The sequence below is a fragment of the Hymenobacter sp. BRD67 genome (genome assembly GCF_013256425.1).
Taxonomy (GTDB): Bacteria; Bacteroidota; Bacteroidia; order Cytophagales; family Hymenobacteraceae; genus Hymenobacter.
This window is the reverse complement of record NZ_CP053904.1, coordinates 3678385-3699271: the sequence shown is the minus strand read 5'-3', so window position 1 is coordinate 3699271 and position 20887 is coordinate 3678385. Positions and strand designations below refer to the sequence as shown.

The following is a 20887-nucleotide window of genomic DNA, read 5'->3' as shown; positions in this document are numbered from 1 at the left end:
AGGAGTTGCGTATTTGCGGGCGAAATACTGTTTTTGCCCGTCCTTATGGCTCCTGCCGCTACTCTGACCACCGCCGATAAGCTCCGGGAACTGCTCGCCGAGCGCGACTTCCTGGGGCTTAAAACCCTGCTCCCCCACCTGGCCGCCCCTGACCTGGCTCACCTGATAACCAACCGGCCCGAGGCTGAGCTGCTGATTTTATTTCGGCTGCTGCCGCTGCCGCAGGCCACGCGGGTGTTTGAGTACCTCACCCCCTCGGCCCAAAACCGGCTGCTGAGCCACCTGGCGCCCGAGCAGCTCACCGACATTCTCAACCACATGGCCCCGACGACCGCACGGGGCTGTTTGAGCGCCTGCCGCCCGAGTTTGTGCGCACCCAGGTGGAGCGCCTCGGCCCCGAGCAGCGCCGCGTGGCGCTGGAGCTGATGGGCTTCCCGCACGACAGCGTGGGCCGGCTGATGACGCCCGACTACATTGCCCTGCGCGAAGACTGGAGCACCGAACAGGTATTTGACTACATCCGGCAGCACGGGGCCAGCGCCGAAACGGTGACGATGCTCTACGTGGTTGACGAGAAAGGTATTTTGCTGGACGATATTCACATTCGGGAATTTCTGGTGGCTCCGCGCACCGGGCACGTCCGCGATTTCATGGACCGGCGCTTCGTGTGCCTGCGGGCTCAGCAAAACCAGGACGATGCGCTGGCCGACTTCCGCCGGCACCAGCGCGTAGCCCTGCCCGTAACCGATGCCAACGGCGTGCTGCTGGGCATCGTGACCCTTGATGATATTGTGGCGCTACGCGAGCGCGAAGACACCAAGGAAATCCAGAAGCTCGGCGGCTCCGAAGCTCTCGACGAGCCGTATCTGCAGATTCCGCTGCTCAAAATGGTGCAGAAGCGCGCCGGCTGGCTGGTGGTGCTGTTTTTAGGGGAGATGTTTACGGCCACGGCCATGGGCTTTTTTGAGGGCGAAATCGAAAAAGCCGTCGTTCTGGCCTTGTTCGTGCCGCTGGTTATCAGCAGCGGCGGCAATGCCGGCTCGCAGGCTACCTCGCTCATCATCCGGGCCATGAGCCTGGGCGAAGTAAGCGTGAGTCGCTGGTGGCAGGTGATGCGCCGTGAGCTGCTGGCGGGCCTGGCGCTGGGCGTCATTCTGGGTATCGTGGGCACCATCCGCATTGCGGTGTGGCAGGGCCTGCACCTGCGCGACTACGGTCCGCACTGGGTGCCGCTGGCCCTGGCGGTAGGCTTTGCGCTGGTGGGTATCGTGCTCTGGGGTTCGCTGGCTGGCTCTATGCTGCCGCTTATTCTGAAAAAGGTGGGCTTTGACCCGGCCACCTCGTCGGCTCCGTTCGTGGCTACGCTGGTCGATGTCACGGGGCTGGTTATCTACTTCACCGTTGCCTATGCATTTCTGCACGGCACCTTGCTATAGGCTAAGAATAGCAATAAAATAGGTAACAGGTTAATAGCCGGCGAATTTCCTGGGCAGGCGTACTTTTGCCGGGCATATTGCCTATGCTTTTTATTTTTCTGGTTGATGACAGTTTACTTTTCGCGGGCACTACAGGTAGCTGTTCTCGTATTATTGGCCGGTGCTGCCTTCGGCCAAGGTGCCGTAACTCCGCCCTCGTCGGCCACGCCAGGGAAAGCACCAGCCGCCGCCTCGGCCCAACAGCCGATTCACGTAGAGACTGACACCCACGGCTGGAGCCTGCACTTTCAGCAAACGGTTATCCGACAGTGGCACGCCAATTTTACCGCGCCCTATTCCGATAGCCTGAGCTTGCAGCCGAGAGAAAGCGCGAAGACGTCCCTCACGACTACCCTTTACCTGGGCCGGCAGCTTTGGAAGAATGCCGCCGTGTTTCTTAATCCTGAGGTATCGGGCGGTAGCGGCCTGAGTAGCGCTTCAGGCCTGGGCGGAGCACTGAACGGGGAAACCTTTCGGGTGGGTACGCCCGAGCCGGTCGTCTATCTGGCACGCCTCTACTTACAGCAGCGCTTCGCGCTGGGCTCTGAAGTGGTGAACGATGAAGATGACAACAACCAGATTGCCGGTTCGCGCCCCGTTCGATACTTCAGCATCACGGCAGGTAAAATCTGTCTGGCCGATTATTTCGACCAAAATAGCTACTCGCACGACCCGCGTACGCAGTTTCTGAACTGGACCCTGATGAGTGCCGGGGCCTGGGATTACCCGGCTAACACGCGTGGCTACACCGTGGGCGGCGTTATTGAGTATATCACGCCTCACTTTGCGCTGCGGGCTGCCAGCTCGCTGCTGCCCACCTACGCCAACGGCCCCATCCTCGACTACAACTACCCTAAGGCGCACGGTGAAACGGTGGAGCTGACCAAAACCTACCACCTGCACGGCCACCAGGGTACAGTGCGGGTGCTGGGCTTTTATAATGTGGCCGCTATGGGCAACTACCAAGAGGCGCTAAATTCTCCTTATATAAAAGGACGCCCCAATATTGAAAGCGTACGAGGCGTAAGCCACAGTAAAACCGGCTTTGCCATCAACTTCGAGCAGGAGCTGGGCGGCGAACTGGGCGCTTTTGGGCGGTTGAGCTACAACGATGGTAAAAACGAAACCTGGGCTTTCACCGAGGTAGACCAGAGTGCCAGCCTGGGCCTGACCAGCACTGGTGCCCGCTGGCACCGCGCCACCGACCGCCTGGGGCTGGCGGCCGTCGTGAATGGGTTGTCGACTGGCCACCGCGAGTACCTGGCTGCCGGCGGCTACGGCTTCATGCTCGGCGACGGCAAGCTGAACTACGCCCCGGAGTTCGTGACGGAATTATACTATAGTATAGACTTCCCTAAATATCATGCCGCCATTACCCCCGACTATCAGCTGGCAATCAATCCGGGCTACAACAGCGACCGTAAGGGGCCTATCCATGTAGTGGCCCTGCGCCTACACGTCGAGTTTTAGCGTCTACCGGTATTTTGCGTCAGTACCACTTGGCGCTTGCTATGGAATCCATTACGCAGTTTTCGCAGCTCGACCTTAGTTAAGACGTACACCTACGCCGATTATCTGACGTGGAAATTTGATGAGTTTGCCGAGCTTATCAAGGGCAAGATTATGCGGCCGATGGTGGGGCCGAACCGATTACATCAGGCATATTCTGGGAATGTATTCAGTACAATTCACCAGTATTTACGCCGTAAGCCTTGCCAAGTGTACCATGCTCCTTTCGATGTGCGGCTGGTAAGCTGGGGCCAACGGTGACCAGCAAATACGCACCGTAGTGCAGCCCAACATGTGCGTAATATGCGACCCAGCCAAACTTGATGACCGAGGCCGCTTGGGTGCTCCGATTGGATTATTGAAATCATATCGCCTAGTGACAACAGCCGCGATACGAAAGCCAAGTTCGACCTCTACGAAGAAAACGGTGTGCAGGAGTATTGGATGGTGTATCCCGGCCTGAAGATGATAACGGCTTATATACTTGAAAAGGAGAAGTATAAGCTGGCCGACGAATACATCGAGCCCGGCTTTATCCTGGTAGCTACGCTGCCCGGCCTGGCCCTGGAGTAGGCTGATATTGTTACGGAAGACTAAACCGGCCTTCAGCATACCTTTGCAACCCCCTGACCGGCAAGGTGTCCTTGCCGGTCTTTTATTACTACCCAATGAACAAAATTTTGCTTTCGCTGGTCGTGCTGGCCGCCCTGCCGCTGCGCCTGTGGGCCTGGGGCGTGGAAGGCCACCGGGCCATCGGTAACATTGCCGAGCACCACCTTTCTGAAAAAGCCCGCCGCCAGGTAGCCGACCTGCTGGGTACGCAGACGCTCACGCTCGTGAGCACCCAGCCCGACGAGATGCGCTACCTGCCCGAGTATAAGGAAACCAGCCCCTGGCACTACGTGAATACCCCGCTAGGGCTGGCCCACGACCAGTTTATTACGACGGTGAAGGCGCAGACGGAGGCCAATGCCTACAATATTCTGCTACTGAAAATCAAGGAGATGAAAGACCCGGCCAAAACCCGCGAGCAGCGTGCCGAAGCCCTCATCTTCGTGGTGCACATCGTGGGCGATGTGCACCAGCCCATGCACGTGAGCCGCGCCGAAGACAAAGGCGGCAATGATATCAAAATGACGTACCGGGGCAAGGATACTAACCTACACAGCCTCTGGGACAGCGGCCTGCTCGACTACCAGGGCCTGACCTACACCGAGATGGGCCAGCAGTACAGCGTCGTGCCCGAAGCCCTGCGCAAAAACTGGCAGGCTGCCGCCGACCCCGCCGAGTGGCTGTTCGAGTCGTATACCCTGGCCACTCAGCTCTACGCCGAGGCCGCCCAGAATCCCAATCCCGACTTCCGCTACTACCCGGCCCACGCCGACATCATGAAGCAGCGCATTCAGCAAGCCGGCATCCGGCTGGCGGCCGTGCTCAACGAGGCATTTAAGTAAAGCGGAAAGCCACCGAGCGAGAAATGGCGATGGTAATTATTGAATAAGTAATATATAATGAAAATGCCGATGATTTTCATAAAATCATCGGCATTTTCATTTTTAATTCATTCGAGCTGAGCAGCCAGCTGGTTGGCGCATTTTCGCGCTAAAAAGCCAAAGTTACGCCAGGCTTACCGGCAGCGGCAAACTGGCGGGGCAGGGTAAAATTTTTTTAACCCGCGGCTCGGCGGCAAAAGCGGCCTAAAACCCTAGCGCACCGCAGAAAATAGGCCAGGTTGGAAAGCGCAAAAAAGTTTTCTCGGAAAACGTAACGTTGCGCCGAAAAAAGAACTGGTAATTTTGCACCGTGAACGCACTCAAACACCAGTGGATGAAGCATGAAACGGCCAAACAAGCCGTTTTGCGGAAAGGTCGGTCGGCTGTCGCCTCCGGTTTACATTCGTTCTGCGTTTCGCGTTTCGCTTTTTTTGTTTCGGTTTGTCGATTGCCGCCCCAGTTGTCTGAGGCGGTTTTTTTGTGCCCGTCCGGCGCATAAGGTTTTAGGTTTTCACCAGTTTCACCCAACTGCAGGCTTCCCGTTACTTTTGGTATGGCTATCAACACACTTTCTTCGAAAGTAGCGGCTGCTACCCTGGCTACTACCGCTTCCCTAGCCAGAAGCCGCCAGCTGCGTACGGCTCCCCAACGGCTGGTAGTTAGCAAGGTGTGGGATGCGATGTTGCGCGGCGCTCGTGAGAGCGTAACTGATGTTTGCGAAGCTGCCGACCGGGTAAGCCACGAAAAAATAAGATAAGCTACTGACTGCGAAGCACCTGTCCCTGCCGGGCGCTTTTATTTTTACCCGGTTTTAAGTAGCGTGGACGCTGCGGGTCCGCGCGTTGCACGCTACTTAAACGGCCCACGCGCGGACTCGCAGCGTCCACGCTACTTCCACTCAGCACCTACTATGCAAAAGCTTCTCACCCGCGTTGCCCACGCCAATACGCTGCTTTGCGTGGGCCTCGACCCCACCGGCTCCGACGAAGACGTGACGCGCCGCCTGCCGCAGGTCATTGCCGAAACCGCGCCCTACGCTGCCGCCTTCAAGCCTAATCTGGCTTTCTTCCTGAGCCGCGACAACGGGGTGCAGCTGCTGCGCCAGACCATTGCCGGCGTGCCCGCCGGGATTCCGGTTATCCTGGATGGCAAGTTTGGCGACATTGCCAACACGGCCATGCACTACGCGCAGTTTGCCTACGACGTGCTCGGGGCCGATGCCGTGACGGTGAACCCCTACATGGGAGCTGATGCAGTGGTACCCTTCGCCCGCCCCGGCAAGTTCGTGTTTGCCTTGGCCAAGACCTCCAACCAGTCGGCCGTGCAGGACGCGATTTTGCAATCCGGCGAGCCCGTGAGCGACTTCACCGCCAAAATGTTGGCCGACCTCGACGCTACGCATCGCAACATCGGCCTCGTGGCCGGCGCGACCAACGCGGCCGCGCTGGGCCGCCTGCGCCAGCTCTGCCCGCGCAATGGTTTCTGGTGCCCGGCATTGGCGCGCAGGGCGGCGACCTGGCGGCGGTACTGAAAGCAGGTCTGCTGGCTGATGGCGGCGGGCTGCTGATTAATGCCTCGCGCAGCATCTGGCAGGCGGAAGATGCGGGCGCAGCGGCGCAGGAGCTGATGAATGAGATTAATGAACACCGAACGATAACAGCCTAAAGTAGTGTGGACGCTGCAAGTCCGCGCGTTGCATCATCCGAGCCAGCCCACGCGCGGACTCGCAGCGTCCACACTACACTTTTACCCATGACTCCAACTACCCTCACCCCCGGCCTGCCCGCCGCCGAAGTCGCCAGCATCCTCGAAGCGCAGCTGCGCGCCGAAGGCGCGCTGCTGAGCGGCCACTTCAGGCTCTCGTCGGGCCTGCACTCCGATACCTACGTGCAATGCGCCCGCTTTTTGCGCAAGCCCGAGCTGGCCGCGCCCGCGATGGCCGAGCTGGCCAGCCGCCTGCGCGAAGCTGGGCTGGTACCCGATGTAGTAGTCGGCCCCGCGATGGGCGGCGTGGTAGTAAGCTACGAGCTGGCCCGCCAGCTCGGCGTGCCCTCACTTTTTACGGAGCGCGATGCCAACGGCGAAATGACCTTGCGGCGCGGCTTCACCCTGACCCCCGGCGAGCGGGTAGTTATTGCCGAAGACGTAGTTACAACTGGTAAGAGCACCCTCGAAGTAGCACGGGTTTTACAGGAAATGGGGGTAAAAGTATTGGCAGTAGTATCATTAATTGACCGCACCAATGGTGCCGCGCAGCTTCCGTTCCCGAACTTTGCCTTGTTGCCGGTACAGGCGGCCGTATTCGCGGCCGATGCGGTGCCGCAGCACCTGGCCGGAATTCCGGCCGTGAAGCCCGGCAGTCGGCCGGACTCCAAGTAGCGCGGACTTTTGTCCGCGAAGGAAATTGAATGGGCCGCGGCCTGAAAACCCGCGCTACACAACGCTTAACGGGCGTCCTTAGGGTCGTCCTTCCCGTTTGGAAACCAACCAGCATTCCATCCTCCTTACCCTCCAACCCGGTCGGCACGACGGCGACGGCCAGCGCGTGGCCGCCGACGCAGCCCGCCACCTCGGCCTGCGCACCGGCCAGGTGCGCAGCGCGGCGCTCTACGCTGTGCGCTACCCCGGCCTGAGCGCCCAGCAAGTGGCCGACTTCGCCGCCGCCTGCCTGCAAGACCCGGTGCTGCACACCGTGGCCATCGATGAGGTGGCCGCGCCCGCGGGCTTCCACAGCTACATTCTGGTGGCCAAAGGCCCCGGCGTGACGGACGACGAAGGTACCTCGGCCCAGAATGCGCTCAGTGACTACCTGAACGCGGCCATCGACACCCGCACGCAGCACATTTTCTCGAAGCGGTTGTTTTTCGTGGAAAACGAGCTGCCCGCTGCCGACCTGCGCCGCCTGGCCGAAGAGCTGCTGGGCAACAAGCTGATTAACCGCTTTGAGGTAGGCGCCGTGGCCGATGGCCTGCGCGACTACACGCCGCGCCCTGGCGGCGGCGCCAACGCCCGCACCGAAACTATCGTGCTCGGCGGCTTATCCGACGAGCAGCTTTTGCAATTGTCGAAAGACAACGTGTACGCCCTCAACCTGCCCGAAATGCAGGCCATCCGCGACCACTTCGCCCAGGCCAGCCTGCGCGAGGAGCGGGTAGGGCTGGGCCTGCCGGCCGACCCCACCGACTGCGAGCTGGAAATCCTGGCCCAAACCTGGTCGGAGCACTGCAAGCACAAGGAATTCAGCGCCGTTATCAAGTATAAAAACCTGGAAACGGGTGCCGAGGAAGAGATTGACGGGCTGTTCAAAACCTTCATTAAAGGCGCGACCAGTGAGGTAGACCGCCAGTTGCGGGCCAACGGCAACGACTGGCTCATTAAGGTGTTTTCGGACAATGCCGGTGCGGTGCGTATCAACCCCGAGTCGCTGTTCGTCTGGAAGGTTGAGACCCACAACTCGCCCTCGGCCATCGACCCCTACGGCGGGGCCATCACCGGTATTCTGGGCAATAACCGCGACCCGCTGGCTACCGGCATTGGGGGGGCGCGCTTGCTGTTCAATACCAACGTGTTGTGCTTCGGTAATCCCAATTACCAAGGCGAGTTGCTGACCGGCCAGCTGCACCCGCGCCGCATTTTTGAAGGTGTGCGCAAGGGCATCGAGGACGGCGGCAATAAGTCGGGCGTGCCGACGGTGAACGGCGCCATCATCTTCGACGACCGCTACGCCGGCAAGCCGCTCGTGTACTGCGGCACCGGCGCGGTGATGCCGATGCAGCTGGCCGGCCAGGACAGCTGGGAGAAAATCATCCTGCCCGGCGACCGCATCATTATGGCCGGCGGCCGGGTGGGCAAGGACGGCATCCACGGCGCGACCTTCAGCAGCATTGAGCTGGATGAAGCCGCCCCCGCCACGGCCGTACAAATCGGCTCGCCCATCACCCAAAAGCTGGCGATGGACTTCCTCCTCCTCTCTACCCGGCGCGGCCTCATCCGATGCAGCACCGACAACGGGGCGGGCGGCCTCTCGTCGAGCATCGGCGAGCTGGCGCTCATCTCGGGTGGCGCGGTAGTGGAACTGGAAAAAGTGCCTCTTAAGTACCCCGGCCTCAAGCCCTGGGAGATTTTCCTGAGCGAGTCGCAGGAGCGTTTTACCCTTGCCGTAGCGCCCGAAAAGCTGGACGAGCTGCTGGTACTAGGCCGCGAGATGGAGGTGGAGCTAACCGATATCGGCTTCTTCAACGCCGAAGGCTCGCTCGGCGTGCTGTTTGATAACCAGCCTATTGCCGGCCTCTCGCTGGAGTTTTTGCACAACGGCGTGCCGCGCAAAACGCTGCTGGCCGAGTATGTGAAGTCTGCCGCAGTCGAGCCTGAGCTGCCCGCCGCGCTCGACTACAACGAGGTGCTGCGGCAATTATTAGGTTCTTTGAATATTTGCTCGCGCGAGTCGGTTATCCGCCAGTACGACCACGAGGTGAAGGGCCGTACCATCGTGAAGCCGCTCATGGGTGCCACCGGCCAGGCGCCGCAGGATGCCGCGGTGGTGCGCTTCAACTTCGAGAGCTGGGAGGGCGTGGCCGTGAGCAACGGCATCCTGCCCCGCATGGGCGATTTGGACGCTTACCAGATGTCGGCCGGTTCGTTTGACGAGGCCGTGCGGCAGATTATCTCGGTGGGCGGCAAGCTGCCCAACCTCACACCGGGCGATGGCATTTTCTGGTCGGTAAACGACAACTTTTGCGTGCCCGACTCGGTGTACGACCCCGCGAGCAACCCCGATGGCAAGCAAAAGCTAGCCAAATTGGTGCAGATGTGCCAGGCCCTGCGCGATGCCTGCGCCGCCTACTGCATCCCGCTCACCAGCGGCAAGGACTCGATGAAGAATGACTTCAAGGCCGACGGGGTGAAAATCTCGGTGCCGCCCACAGTCCTCTACTCGATGACGGCCAAGGTAGCTGATGTGCGCCAGGTAGTTACCTCCGACTTCAAGCAGGCCGACGACGTAATTTACCTGCTCGGCGAAACCTACGACGAGCTGGGTGGCTCCGAGTTTTATCAGCTCTATAACGAGCTGGGGCCAACGTGCCTAAGGTAGATTTTGCCAAAGCTAAGGAGCTCTACACCCTGGTGAGCGAGGCCAACGACCAGCAGCTCATCCAGAGCAGCCACGACCTGAGCGATGGCGGCCTGGCCGTAGCGCTGGCCGAGTGTACCTTCGGCCGTGAGGGGCTGGGAGCCAGCCTCGAACTGCCCGAAACCGGCTTGTCGCCGGTGATTCAACTGTTTTCGGAGTCGCACTCGCGCTTCGTGGTGAGTGTGGCGCCCGAAGACGTAGTGGCGTTTGAAAGTATTCTGGAAGACCGCGCCACCCGCCTGGGAATCGTCACCAACGACGGGCAGCTGCGGGTGCAGCACGGCAGCCACGAGCTGTTGCGCGCCAGTACCCACGACCTGCGCGCCGCCTGGACCAACGGGCCGGTAAATCAAACGATTGGCTTGGAGCCCGCCGAGGCGCTCCATCAATAAAACGCAGTGCGCAAGGACCACGTGACAACGACTAACATGGCAGACCTAGCCCGAGTACCCAAAGCCCTCATCCTGACCGGCTTCGGCATCAACTGCGAAGAGGAGATGGCCGCCGCCTACCGGCTGGCCGGGGCGCGCCCACCATCGTGCACCTCAACGAGGTGCTACACGGCCGGGTGAGCATCCACGATTTTGATATTCTGAATTTTCCGGGCGGGTTTTCGTTCGGCGATGACCTGGGCTCGGGCGTGGTGCTGGCTAATAAGCTGCGCTACCGCCAAACCGGCACCGCGGGCCGCACGCTGCTCTCGGACATCCGCGAGTTTGTGGCGGCTGGCAAGTTCGTGCTCGGCATCTGCAACGGCTTTCAGGTGCTGGTAAAGCTGGGCCTGCTGCCCAACCTGGGCGGTAACTTCGCGCCCGAAGTAACGCTAACGCATAATGCTTCGGGCCGGTACGAAGACCGTTGGGTGCGCCTCGTGGTGAACCCACTTGCCAAAACACCCTTCCTGAGCGGCCTGACCACGCTGGAAGTGCCCGTGCGCCACGGCGAAGGCCGCCTGGTAGTGCCCGATGCCGCCACCCGCGAGCGCATCGTAGCTCAAGGCCTGAACTGCCTCATCTACGCCGGCCACGACAACCTGGAAACTGGTACTTACCCACTTAACCCCAACGGTGCCGACCTCAACTGCGCCGGTCTGACGGACCCGACGGGCCATATTTTTGGCCTCATGCCGCACCCCGAAGCCTACCTGGCCGGCTGCAATCATCCCGATTGGGGTATGAAAAAGCGCCGCGGCGAACTGAAGGACGAAGGGGAGGGCCTGGCCATTTTCAAGAACATAGTTACTCATCTCCACCAACGGGCGCAGAAGGTTAGCGCGCCTACCACCCACGCCTAAGTTATTCGATATGAACACGCTCCCACACTTCGCCACCCCCAGCTCCAACTCCTGCACCGCGGCAAAGTCCGCGACAGCTACCGCATCGACGACAGCACGCGCCTCATCGTAGTGTCGGACCGCCTGTCGGCTTTCGACTCGGTGCTCGAAACGGCCATTCCCCACAAGGGCGCGGTGCTCAACGGCCTGGCTAACTTCTGGTTTGAGAAAACGGCGCACATCATCCCCAACCACGTGAAGGCGATGATTGATGCCAATGCCATGCTGGTGAAGGAGGCACAACCCATTAAGGTGGAGATGATTGTGCGCAACTACATCACCGGCTCGATGCTGCGTGGCTACCAGAAAGGCCAGCGTACGTTCTCGGGCGTGACAGTGCCCGACGGCCTCACCAAGCACCAGCAATTCCCGGCGCCCATCGTGACGCCGACCACCAAGGAGGAGTCGGACCGCGAAATCACCCCTGCCAACCTCGTGAGCGAGGGCTGGGTAAGCCAGGAGCTGTACGACCAGATGGCCCAGAAGGCCCTGGAGCTGTTTAAAGTGGGCTCCGACCTGTTGGCTGAGAAAGGCATCATCCTCGTTGATACCAAATATGAGTTTGGCCTGCTGAATGGCGAGCTGATTCTGATTGACGAAATCCATACGCCCGACTCGTCGCGCTTCTGGAGCGCCGCCGACTATGCTCAAAACCCGAGGGTGCCGAGCAGATGGACAAAGAGTACGTGCGTCAGTGGCTGATTGCCAACAAGAAAGATGGTGCCTACCCCGCGCGCTCATCCCCGAGGTAGCGCAGGAGGCTACCAATCGCTACCTCGACATCTACGAGCGCATCGTGGGCAAGCCTTTGGCTACGGCCGACGAAACCGCTACCGGCGGCAACGTAGCCAACCGCTTGGTCAGCAACCTGGTGAAAGCCGGGCTGATGAAAGATGCCTGGGTGAACATCGTAATGGGCTCGCCCGCCGACAAGGAGCACTGCCAGAAAATCCGCTCGTTTTTCGAGGGCTATGAGGTGTTCACGCAGCTGCGCGTGTGCTCGGCCCACAAAAACGGCGAGGAAATTGGCCCCATGGCCGAAGTCTGGAACCGCTCGATTGAGCCCGGTGTCATCATCGCCGTGGCTGGCCTCAGCAACGGCCTCGGTGGCGCGCTGGCCGCCAATGTGAACGTGCCCGTTATTTCGTGCCCGCCGTGGAAGGACTACGCCGAGCTGGCCATGAACCTGAACTCGTCGGTTATCATGCCCAGCGGCACGCCCAACCTGACGGTAGTGCGCCCCGACAACGCCGCCCAGGCCGCCCTGCGCGCCCTCAACACACCGCGCCTGCGCGAGCGGCTGCGCCAGGAAATTGCTGCTACAAAAGCCAAGCTGCGGGCCGCTGACGCCGAGTTGAAAGCGCTTTAATCTTTTAGCGCAGAGTTCCGCAAAGTTGGCAGAGTCTCGCTGAGTGCTCATCCAACTTTGCGGAACTCTGCTAACTCTGCGAAACTCTGCGCTATGTCAAAAGAATTAGTCCTCCTCGGCTCCGGCGCCCGCGAGCATGCCCTGGCCACCAAGCTCCGCCAGGACGGTGCTACCGTGCACGTGCTGCCCGGCAACGCCGGTATTCCCGGCAGCGTACCGAGCATCAGCGCCCTCGACTTTCCGGCTATTAAAGCTTTCTGCAACGAGCAGCATATCAAACTGATAGTGGTAGGGCCGGAAGCGCCACTGGCGGCTGGGGTAGCCGATTATTTCCTTGACACCGATATCCGCGTGTTTGGCCCGCGTCGGCAGGCGGCTACGCTCGAAAGCTCGAAGGTGTGGAGCAAGGACTTTATGCGCCGCCACGGCGTGGCCACGGCCCGCGCCTGGAGCTTCCGCAGCGACCGCCTGGCCGAGGCCCAGGCTAAGGTGGAAGAGCTGGTTGGCCAGGTGGTGGTGAAGTACGATGGCTTGGCCGCCGGCAAGGGCGTGTACGTGTGCAGCTCGGTAGCCGAAGCCACGGCCGCGCTCACTGAGCTGCGCGAGCTGCACGAGGGCTGGTTTTCGATATTGCTCGAAGAGAAACTAATTGGCCCCGAGGTGAGTCTCATTGGCCTCACCGACGGCAACCGAATCCGGCTGCTGGCCCCGGCGCAGGACCATAAGCAGCTGCAGGCGGGTGATGAAGGCCCCAACACCGGCGGTATGGGCGCCTATTGCCCGGTGCCTTTTCTGGATGATAACTGGCTGGCCGCCATTCGCAAAGACATCATCGACCCCACGTTGCGCGGTCTTCAGGCCGAGCCGTTCGACTTCATTGGCTTCCTCTACTTCGGGGTGATGCTGACGCCCGACGGCCCCAGGCTGCTCGAATACAACGTGCGCCTCGGCGACCCGGAGGCCGAGGTAATTCTGCCCGCATTGGAGACGAGCCTGCTAGACCTTATTAATGCTACGCTCGATGGCAGCCTGGCTCAAACGGTGGTGAAACAGCGTTCCGGGCCTTTGTGGGCTTGGTGCTGGCCTCGGGCGGCTACCCGGCCGCGCAGTTCCCGACTGGCTTTCCCATTCACGGCATCGGCAATCAGGGCCGGGGCACGCAGGTGTTCGTGGGCGGCGTGAAACCGGGCGAAACGGCTGGTGAATTGCTCACCAACGGCGGCCGGGTGGCGGTGCTCGTAGCGCACGGCCCCGATTTGCCCACCGCCGTGCAGCTCGCCTATGCGGAGGCCGAACTCGTTTATTTTCAAGATAAATACGTGCGCCCCGACATCGGCCAGCGCCCCACGCCGCAGCTCACAACGAGCGCTTATTAAGTAATGGCCCAACCTCTTGCCCGTCTTGCTATTCTGCTTTCCGGCCGCGGCTCCAACATGCTGGCGCTGGCCGAGGCGGTGCGCACGGGCACGCTGCGCGGGCTGGCCGAGATAGCCGTGGTGTTCAGCAACGACCCGGCCGCACCCGGCCTCACCGCCGCCGCCGCCCTGGGCCTGCCCACGGCCAGCCTGGCTTCGCACGGGCGAAAGCGCGTAGCGTTTGACGAGGAAGTAGTTGAAATATTGAATAAATACGATATTAACTACGTGCTGCTGGCCGGCTACATGCGGGTGCTGTCGCCGGCCTTCGTGCGGGCCTTTGCCGGGCGTATTCTCAACATTCACCCCGCTGATACCCACCAGCACCAGGGCCTGCATGCCTACGAATGGGCCTTTGCTAACCAGCTGGCCGAAACCAAGATAACCGTGCACCTTGTGGATGAAGGATTGGACACCGGCCCCATTCTGGCTCAACGTGTTGTAAATTTGAGAGGTGCCGCTACCCTGGCCGAGGTACAGCGCCGCGGCCTGGCCGTAGAGCACGTTTTATACGCCGAAACCTTACGCGATTTACTTGTCGATTCCCTTCCGGCGAGCTGACGAAGGAAGCAGCTTGCCTGCGACTTTATGGCTATCCGTCAGTACGATAGCAAATTTTGCTCTGTTTATCCCGCTCTTCCCGACGGCTTCCCAATTTATAACTCATAACTCATCCTTAATTATGTGCGGTATCGTAGGTTTTCACGGCCCCGAGCGGGTAGTAGCTGATATGATTATCGGCCTCACCGCTCTGCAGCATCGGGGCAGGATGCCGCCGGCATTGCCACCTTCGACGGCGATGCCTTCCATTTGCACAAAGGGCAGGGCTTGGTGAATGATGTGTTTAAGCCCAAGCATATTAAGAAGCTGACCGGTAATACCGGCATCGGGCACGTGCGCTACACTACCCAGGGCGCCAACGACTCCGACCTGGCGCAGCCCTTCACCACGAGCTACCCCTTCGGGCTGGCGATGGTGCACAACGGCAACGTCATCAACTTCCGCGACGTGGCCCGGCTGCTGCACGAGAAGTACCACGTGCTGCCCAAAACCACCAACGACCTGGAGCTCATCATGTACACCTTCGCCTCGGAGCTGCGCGTGAAAGACCTCGACCGACTGTCGGTAGTCGATATTTTCGATGCCGTTGAAACTACCCAGGAGCTGGTAAAAGGAGCGTATGCCACCGTTACCATTATCGCCGGGCACGGCCTGCTGGCTTTTACTGACCCGCTCGGCATCCGGCCGCTGGTAATGGGCCGCCGCGACACGCCCGATGGCCCGGTGTATGCGTTCGCCTCCGAAAGCACCTGCTTCGATTACCTCGACTTTGAGTTTGTCGAAGACGTGGGCCCTGGCCAGGCAGTCTTTATCGACAACGATTTCAAGGTCCACTACAAAAACATAAACGCGCTGCCGAAGGCCTTCTGCGTATTTGAGCAGATTTATTTCGCCCGCGAAGACTCTACCATTCACGGCCGCCTGGTGGCCCGCGAGCGCGTGCGCCTGGGTAAAATTCTGGCCCGCAAGGTCGCCGATGCCGGCCTCAAGCCCGATATGGTGATTGATGTGCCGTCGTCGGGCTACTTCTCGGCCTCGGGCCTGGCCGAAGCCATTGATGTGCCTTACCGCCGGGCGCTGGTGAAAAACAACCACATGGGCCGCTCGTTCATCGTGCCCACGCAGGCCGGGCGCGAAGACGTAGTCAAGAAAAAGCTTAATCCTATCCGAGCCTTTGTCGAAGGCAAAAAGATAGCGGTAGTTGACGACAGCATCGTGCGCGGCACTACCTCGCGGCGCATCGTGCGCCTGCTGCGCGAGGCAGGCGCTACCGAAGTGTACTTCATTTCGAGTGCGCCGCCCATCGTGTCGCCCTGCATCTATGGCATCGACATGGCTATGAGCACCGAGCTGATTGCGGCTAACTATTCGGAAGAAGAGATATGCCGCTACATTGAGGCCGATAAAGTTATTTACCAGGATTTGAACGACTTGCAGGATTTATTCGCCGAGGAGCGTGGCCACGGCGGCTCGTGCTTCGCCTGTTTCACCGGTAAATACCCCACTGGTGAGGTGACGCATTACCTGCGCCACATTCAGGAGGAGCGCCAGAGCCACCGCCCCGCCAAAGCGGCCGCCTCGTTGAGCGCCAAGGCGCCCGCGCCGACCGAACACTAGAGAGTAAAAACGTCTGTCATTGCGAGCGCAGCGAAGCAATCGCACCCGACCGATACCCGAACGACAACGTGCTGGTGCGATTGCTTCGCTGCGCTCGCAATGACAGACGTTTTCTCATCGCTTAACCGAGCGACATTTAATATGAACAACGCCCAAACTCCCGACGCTGGCTACTCCATCGACCTCGGCAACGCCGCCTCGAAAAACGCCTACAACTGGTCGAAAAAGACGTTCGCTACCCGCGCGGGCCTGCCCGGCGAGCCCGCCCGCGACCTCGACGGGGGATTTTCGAACGAAATCCGTTTCGGCCAGGAGCGCCTGGGTATCAGCTCGGATGGTATCGGGACCAAAATCGAGCTGGGCGAGCGCCTCGATAAGTACGACACGCTGGGCTACGACTTGGTAGCCATGACGGCCGACGACCTCATTGCGGCCGGCTTCGTACCCACCAACCTGTCGAATATCATCGACGTGAATACTCTTGACTACGACGTAGTGGATGAGATGATGCGCGGCCTGCACGATGCCTGCCAGTTCTCTAAAATCGCCATTACCGGCGGCGAGATTGCCGAGCTTGGCAACCGCATCGGTGGCTTCCCCGGCGCGCGCATGAATTTCAACTGGTGCTCCACGGCCATCGGCGTGCTGCACTCCAGCCTGGCCCAGCCGTTGAGCGGCGCCACGGCCCAGGCCGGCGATGCGGTGGTGGCCCTGCGCTCGCCCTCGTTCCGCTCCAACGGCTACTCGCTGGCCCGCAAGACCTTGCAGCGCCTCTTCGGCGACAACTGGCACACGGCCCCCTACGACGGCACTGACGCCGACCAGTACGCCACCTGGGGCGCCGCCCTGCTCGCGCCCTCGCTCATCTATGCGCCCGCCCTCACGGCGGTGCTCGACGCGGGCCTGCCCCTGCGCGGCGCGGCCCACATCACGGGCGGCGGCGTGGCCGACAACTTCAAGCGCGTACTCAAAAACGGCCTCGGCGCGGTGCTCGACAACCTCTTCGCGCCCCTGCCGGCCATGCAGCGCCTCTGCGAAATTGGCGGCATCAGCCCCGAAACCGCCTACCTCTACTGGAACATGGGCAACGGCATGCTGCTCGTCACCGCCCCCGAAGCCGCCGAAGCCCTCGTGCAGCAGCTCGCCCAAAGCGGCTACCAGGCCCAGCTAGCCGGCTACCTCACCGCCGAGGCGGGTGTGACGCTGCGCGTAGGGTCGGGGGAGCTGAAGTATGCGTAGGCTGGCGTACAATGAAATTTATAGCATTGCTTTTAATGACCTGCGCTGCGCTATCCGCTCAGGCACAATCAAATAATGACCTTGTTGATGTATCAGTAACAACACATGGAAAAGCGTGGTTACTGCCAGCGGCCCAGCGGGTAGAGAAGGCTTATCTTGCTTGGAAAACGAACCCTACCTCATCGGTTCGACAGCAAGCATTTATCGCAGCTTTTCCAACAACGGCTAAAGCGTTTACTGCCATTTTTGACCCTAAGGATTTCGGGCAGCTATATGATGGTCACGAGTACATCGAGGTACTTGGGCAAGTGGGAGTCAAATATCCTAGCCCGGTTTTGCGGCGAGGTATTGCTATATGCAAGACGATAGCTGGGATTAGTGACGCTCCATCGTATATACGACATGTCACGATTCAGTTATCACTTAAATATCCGCGCTTGTTTGCCGATGAGGTGGCACGACTAACTAGTGCGGAGAGAAAAGCTCTATTTAAGATGTGGGCTGATGAAGAAGGTATTGCAGAAGACCTCAATTATACAGCCCTAACCCGTCTGATGAATGAGAATGGTTTTTCTATTTATGGTGCTGAATTGCAGAGAGCAAAGCAGTGGCGTATGCAGCAACCTAATCATTAAACTACGCCGGCCGCACCGGCCGCTTCGCCAGCATGAGCTGGGTGCGGAACTCGTGGAGCGCCTGCTCCAGACCCACCGGGTACACGTGCGGGTTGAGGTAGCGGCGGACGCTGGGGTCGAGGCTAGCCACTTCCTGGCGGGCGAAGGCGCGGCTTTCGGCCAGGGTGGGCAGCGGCTGCACGAGGCGGCCCTGGCGCAGCACCGGGGCTAGCAGGTCGCGGAAGGGCGCGCCGGGGCGCACGGGGCGGCGGCGGGTGGCATCGGCGGGGTCAAGGAGGATGGGCGCGTCGGGCAGGGGTGTGGCGGCGGCCACGTTGTAAATCATGTCGGCGCGGGGCTGGCTGGCCTCGCCCAGGTAGCGGCGTACTTGTAAGATGCCGGGGATGCTGGTTTTGGCCTGCTGCTCGGAGAGCTTGATGGTGAAGTCCCAGCCCTGGCCGTCGGCGGTGCGCAGGGCGGCCAGCTTGTACACCCCGCCGAGGGCCGCCTGGTTGTAGGCCGTCACGAGCTGGGTGCCCACGCCCCAGGTGTCGATGCGGGCGCCCTGCTGCTTGAGGCTGGTAATGAGGTTTTCCTCCAAGTCGTTGCTAGCCACGATGCGGACTTTTTCCAGGCCGGCCGCGTCGAGTAGTTTGCGGGCCTCTTTGGAGAGGTAGGCCAGGTCGCCCGAATCGAGGCGGATGCCGCCCAGCTCGTGGCCGTTCTGGCGCATTTCGAGAGCTACCGTGATGGCGTGGCGCACACCGTCGAGCGTGTCGTAGGTATCGACCAGAAATACCGAGTCGTCGGGAAAGGCGTCGGCGTAGGCACGGAAGGCTTCGACCTCACTCTCAAACGTCATCACCCAGCTATGGGCGTGGGTGCCGCGCACCGGAATGCCGTAGCGCTGGCCGGCCAGCACGTTGCTGGTGGCGTCGGCCCCGCCGAGGTAGGCGGCGCGGCTGGCCCCGAGGCCGCCATCGGGCCCCTGGGCGCGGCGCAGGCCAAACTCCAACACGGAGTCGTCGGGGCCGGCCGCGTCGCGCACGCGGGCCGCCTTGGTGGCGATGAGGGTTTGGAAATTGACGAGCGTAAGCAGCGCCGTTTCGACCAATTGCGCTTGCAGCAGCGGGCCTTGCACCCGCACCAGCGGCTCATTGCCAAATACTACCGTGCCCTCGGCCACCGCATCGACATCGCAAGAAAATATCGTCTTTTTAAGATATTCAAGAAAATCGTCAGGAAACAGTCGACTGCCCTTGCTGCCGGTCAGGCTGGCCAGGTAGGCAATGTCATCGTCCGAGAAGCGCAGATTTTCCAGATAGTCGACGGCCAGCGCCAAGCCTGCGGCCACCGCGTAGCCACCAGCAAAGGGCGGCTTGCGGAAGTAGAGGTGAAACACGGCCTCGCGCTCGTGCAGGCCCTGCTTCCAGTAGCCATAGGCCATGGTGAGCTGGTAGAGGTCGGTGAGCAAGGCCAGCGAAGGCTGGTAAAGACCGGAGAGAGGCGCGTCGTTCATGACCACAAAGCACGGGTAAAAATTGTGAGTGGATGTGAGGTAGGAGGCGGTCCTCCACCCGATGCTCATCCGGCTGCCATGCCCGTAGCTTAACTTGGCGGCGTGAATACTACTTCTACTTCGCGGGCACTGCTGCACCGGGTGGGTCACCTGCCGGCATCAGGCCGTTTGCTGCTGGCCTTTGTGGTCGGACTAATAGCCTGGGGCGTGTGCCCGCTGCAATTTCATTCACTGGCCCGGATGGTAGTGGGATGGGACGCTTTCGGCCTTGTTTCCCTGGCACTTATCTGGACGGGTATGTATACCGCCGATGCCGACCGTATCCGGGCAGTAGCGGCTTCCGAAGACCTGAGCCGCGCCGTAAGTTTTGTGTTTGTGCTGGTTGCAGCGAGTGCCAGTCTGCTGGCAGTTGTTGTGCTACTCAGTATAAGCCACGGCCTGGGGCCGGCCGCGCTAGCCCGGCATATTGTCCTTAGTATCGTGGCCGTGGCCGTCTCGTGGCTGCTGGTTCATACCGTATTTACCCTGCGCTACGCCCATATTTACTACGATGCCAATCCAGATGGCTCCGATGTGGGGGGGCTGCTATTTCCGGGTGGCGAGCAGCTGGAGCCCGATTACCTCGACATCGCCTACTTTTCCTTCGTGGTAGGGATGACCGCCCAGACCGCCGACGTCAGCATCAGCGGCCGGGCCCTGCGACGGCTCGCGCTACTGCACGGACTCATTTCATTTGGCTTTAATACGGCATTAATAGCCCTGGTAATCAGTGGAGTAGGCGGGGTGCTGTAAGTAGCAGGCAAGAAATAGCTTATACTACTGCCAAGCCGTTGCCTTGTTGTGTTTCGGTCCTCAGAACAAGCTGCCCTGTACCTGCTGCGGAATGAGCCGGGGTGAGGCGACCACGATGCCAGTCAGCTCGCGCATACGAGCCAGAAAGTGCTGTGCCCAGAGCGGAGCATGCTGCACATCCTTTTGATGGATAAAGACATACGCGGTGTGCAGGCCCTGCTCGTACCACGCGGCTAACCGCTCGGCCCAGGCGTCGGCGCGAGTGTAATCGCTGGGTATCAGACCGTGGCCATTAAACCGAAGCAAGGCCGTGGGGGTAGTGAGGCGCTGAGGCAACACATCGCGACGGCCAGCTACATCAGTAATAACCAAGGTTTTATTCAAAGCTTCGAGAGTGGCAAATACAGAGTCGGCCAAGGCCTGGTCCGAAAACCAGCGCGGGTGGCGTAGCTCTACCGCCAAGGGCACCTCGGTGGGCCAGTCGAGCAGAAAGCGCTCCAGTCGTGGCAGCAGCTCGGGGCCAAAATGGGGTGGCAGCTGTAGAAAGCAGGTACCCAGGTTGTCGCCCAGCTCCTGCATGGCGCGGGTAAACGTGAGCGTGAGCGCGTCGGTATTGTATAGCTCGCGCTCGTGGCTGATGCTACGCGGCACTTTGGGACAGAACTTAAAGTTGGGTCCTACTGCCTCGCGCCAGCGCCGCACGGTGGCCGCATCCGGGATGCGATAGTGGGTGGTGTTCAGCTCAATAGAGTTGAACTGCTGGGCATAGTAGCGCAGAAAGTCAGGCTCTTTAGCGCCCAGCGGAAAGTAGGAGCCCAGC

Annotated in this window: 25 protein-coding genes; 22 read left to right on the top strand and 3 right to left on the bottom strand. The window is 60.6% G+C overall.

The features are described from left to right. Positions 1-45 precede the first annotated feature (45 nt). The 5 genes from GKZ67_RS22695 to GKZ67_RS17230 all read left to right on the top strand — a co-directional run bounded on the left by GKZ67_RS22695 (position 46) and on the right by GKZ67_RS17230 (position 4438). Entirely contained in the window at positions 46-426 is a 381-nt protein-coding gene (locus GKZ67_RS22695) for a magnesium transporter MgtE N-terminal domain-containing protein (RefSeq protein WP_217278614.1), read from the top strand. Further along, positions 369-1436 carry a magnesium transporter gene (mgtE, locus tag GKZ67_RS17245; protein WP_254244903.1) on the top strand — a complete coding sequence of 356 codons (1068 nt, stop codon included), beginning with the start codon at positions 369-371 and terminating at the stop codon, positions 1434-1436. Before GKZ67_RS22695 ends, mgtE begins: the two co-directional genes overlap by 58 nt. Before the next feature lie 105 nt (positions 1437-1541). Beyond that, entirely contained in the window at positions 1542-2945 is a 1404-nt protein-coding gene (locus tag GKZ67_RS17240) for a carbohydrate porin (RefSeq protein WP_173244798.1), read from the top strand. 393 nt (positions 2946-3338) lie between these two features. Continuing rightward, on the top strand, positions 3339-3557 hold the full coding sequence (locus tag GKZ67_RS17235) for a Uma2 family endonuclease (protein ID WP_173246927.1): 219 nt from the start codon (positions 3339-3341) through the stop codon (positions 3555-3557). Positions 3558-3652: 95 nt separating this feature from the next. Beyond that, a complete protein-coding gene (locus GKZ67_RS17230; RefSeq protein ID WP_173244795.1) occupies positions 3653-4438 on the top strand; it encodes a S1/P1 nuclease in 786 nt (261 codons plus the stop codon). A gap of 243 nt (positions 4439-4681) precedes the next feature. Here the strand turns inward: GKZ67_RS17230 and GKZ67_RS17225 are convergent, their stop codons facing one another. Further along, positions 4682-5044, bottom strand: coding sequence for a hypothetical protein (locus GKZ67_RS17225; RefSeq protein WP_173244792.1), 363 nt, complete (start codon positions 5042-5044; stop codon positions 4682-4684). Between GKZ67_RS17225 and GKZ67_RS17220 the strand changes: the two genes are divergently transcribed. The 16 genes from GKZ67_RS17220 to GKZ67_RS17160 all read left to right on the top strand — a co-directional run bounded on the left by GKZ67_RS17220 (position 5031) and on the right by GKZ67_RS17160 (position 17777). Continuing rightward, positions 5031-5234, top strand: a complete 204-nt coding sequence (locus GKZ67_RS17220; protein WP_173244789.1) for a hypothetical protein — start codon at positions 5031-5033, stop codon at positions 5232-5234. The two genes, GKZ67_RS17225 and GKZ67_RS17220, sit on opposite strands and share 14 nt — an antisense overlap. A 153-nt stretch (positions 5235-5387) precedes the next feature. Further along, positions 5388-6008: an orotidine-5'-phosphate decarboxylase gene (gene pyrF, locus GKZ67_RS17215; RefSeq protein ID WP_173244786.1), complete on the top strand. Its 621-nt coding sequence runs from the start codon at positions 5388-5390 to the stop codon at positions 6006-6008. Continuing rightward, on the top strand, positions 5963-6142 hold the full coding sequence (locus GKZ67_RS17210) for a hypothetical protein (protein WP_173244784.1): 180 nt from the start codon (positions 5963-5965) through the stop codon (positions 6140-6142). The genes pyrF and GKZ67_RS17210 overlap by 46 nt, the downstream gene beginning before the upstream one ends. 87 nt (positions 6143-6229) lie before the next feature. Then, positions 6230-6856, top strand: a complete 627-nt coding sequence (gene pyrE / locus GKZ67_RS17205) for an orotate phosphoribosyltransferase (protein ID WP_173244781.1) — start codon at positions 6230-6232, stop codon at positions 6854-6856. A gap of 97 nt (positions 6857-6953) precedes the next feature. Beyond that, a complete protein-coding gene (locus GKZ67_RS17200; RefSeq protein WP_217278613.1) occupies positions 6954-9569 on the top strand; it encodes an AIR synthase-related protein in 2616 nt (871 codons plus the stop codon). Then, a complete protein-coding gene (locus GKZ67_RS22690) occupies positions 9557-10000 on the top strand; it encodes an AIR synthase-related protein (protein WP_217278612.1) in 444 nt (147 codons plus the stop codon). The genes GKZ67_RS17200 and GKZ67_RS22690 overlap by 13 nt, the downstream gene beginning before the upstream one ends. A 36-nt stretch (positions 10001-10036) precedes the next feature. Next, positions 10037-10180, top strand: coding sequence for a phosphoribosylformylglycinamidine synthase subunit PurQ (locus tag GKZ67_RS22685; RefSeq protein ID WP_217278611.1), 144 nt, complete (start codon positions 10037-10039; stop codon positions 10178-10180). Beyond that, positions 10147-10902 (top strand): phosphoribosylformylglycinamidine synthase subunit PurQ, encoded by a 756-nt coding sequence (locus GKZ67_RS17195; RefSeq protein ID WP_217278610.1) that lies wholly within the window; start codon positions 10147-10149, stop codon positions 10900-10902. Before GKZ67_RS22685 ends, GKZ67_RS17195 begins: the two co-directional genes overlap by 34 nt. Before the next feature lie 111 nt (positions 10903-11013). Further along, positions 11014-11643, top strand: a complete 630-nt coding sequence (locus GKZ67_RS17190; protein ID WP_254244902.1) for a phosphoribosylaminoimidazolesuccinocarboxamide synthase — start codon at positions 11014-11016, stop codon at positions 11641-11643. Beyond that, a complete protein-coding gene (locus GKZ67_RS22680) occupies positions 11636-12310 on the top strand; it encodes an AIR carboxylase family protein (RefSeq protein WP_217278609.1) in 675 nt (224 codons plus the stop codon). The genes GKZ67_RS17190 and GKZ67_RS22680 overlap by 8 nt, the downstream gene beginning before the upstream one ends. A 93-nt stretch (positions 12311-12403) precedes the next feature. Then, positions 12404-13492, top strand: a complete 1089-nt coding sequence (gene purD, locus GKZ67_RS17185; RefSeq protein WP_173244778.1) for a phosphoribosylamine--glycine ligase — start codon at positions 12404-12406, stop codon at positions 13490-13492. Further along, positions 13378-13686, top strand: coding sequence for a phosphoribosylglycinamide synthetase C domain-containing protein (locus GKZ67_RS17180; protein WP_317172176.1), 309 nt, complete (start codon positions 13378-13380; stop codon positions 13684-13686). Before purD ends, GKZ67_RS17180 begins: the two co-directional genes overlap by 115 nt. Before the next feature lie 3 nt (positions 13687-13689). Next, positions 13690-14286 (top strand): phosphoribosylglycinamide formyltransferase, encoded by a 597-nt coding sequence (gene purN, locus GKZ67_RS17175; protein ID WP_173244772.1) that lies wholly within the window; start codon positions 13690-13692, stop codon positions 14284-14286. Positions 14287-14535: 249 nt separating this feature from the next. Next, positions 14536-15903, top strand: coding sequence for an amidophosphoribosyltransferase (gene purF, locus GKZ67_RS17170; protein WP_254244901.1), 1368 nt, complete (start codon positions 14536-14538; stop codon positions 15901-15903). 141 nt (positions 15904-16044) lie between these two features. Continuing rightward, positions 16045-17142, top strand: a complete 1098-nt coding sequence (locus GKZ67_RS17165) for an AIR synthase-related protein (protein WP_173244769.1) — start codon at positions 16045-16047, stop codon at positions 17140-17142. Between the two features lie 11 nt (positions 17143-17153). Further along, entirely contained in the window at positions 17154-17777 is a 624-nt protein-coding gene (locus GKZ67_RS17160; protein ID WP_173244766.1) for a hypothetical protein, read from the top strand. A gap of 1 nt (position 17778) precedes the next feature. Here the strand turns inward: GKZ67_RS17160 and GKZ67_RS17155 are convergent, their stop codons facing one another. After that, complete coding sequence (locus GKZ67_RS17155) at positions 17779-19275, bottom strand: nicotinate phosphoribosyltransferase (RefSeq protein WP_173244763.1); 1497 nt, start codon at positions 19273-19275, stop codon at positions 17779-17781. A 102-nt stretch (positions 19276-19377) separates the two neighbouring features. Between GKZ67_RS17155 and GKZ67_RS17150 the strand changes: the two genes are divergently transcribed. Beyond that, positions 19378-20067: a DUF1345 domain-containing protein gene (locus GKZ67_RS17150; RefSeq protein WP_173244760.1), complete on the top strand. Its 690-nt coding sequence runs from the start codon at positions 19378-19380 to the stop codon at positions 20065-20067. Between the two features lie 60 nt (positions 20068-20127). On the opposite strand, the gene GKZ67_RS17145 is transcribed toward GKZ67_RS17150, so the two are convergent. After that, on the bottom strand, positions 20128-20814 hold the full coding sequence (locus GKZ67_RS17145) for a DUF72 domain-containing protein (protein ID WP_254245270.1): 687 nt from the start codon (positions 20812-20814) through the stop codon (positions 20128-20130). Positions 20815-20887 lie beyond the last annotated feature (73 nt).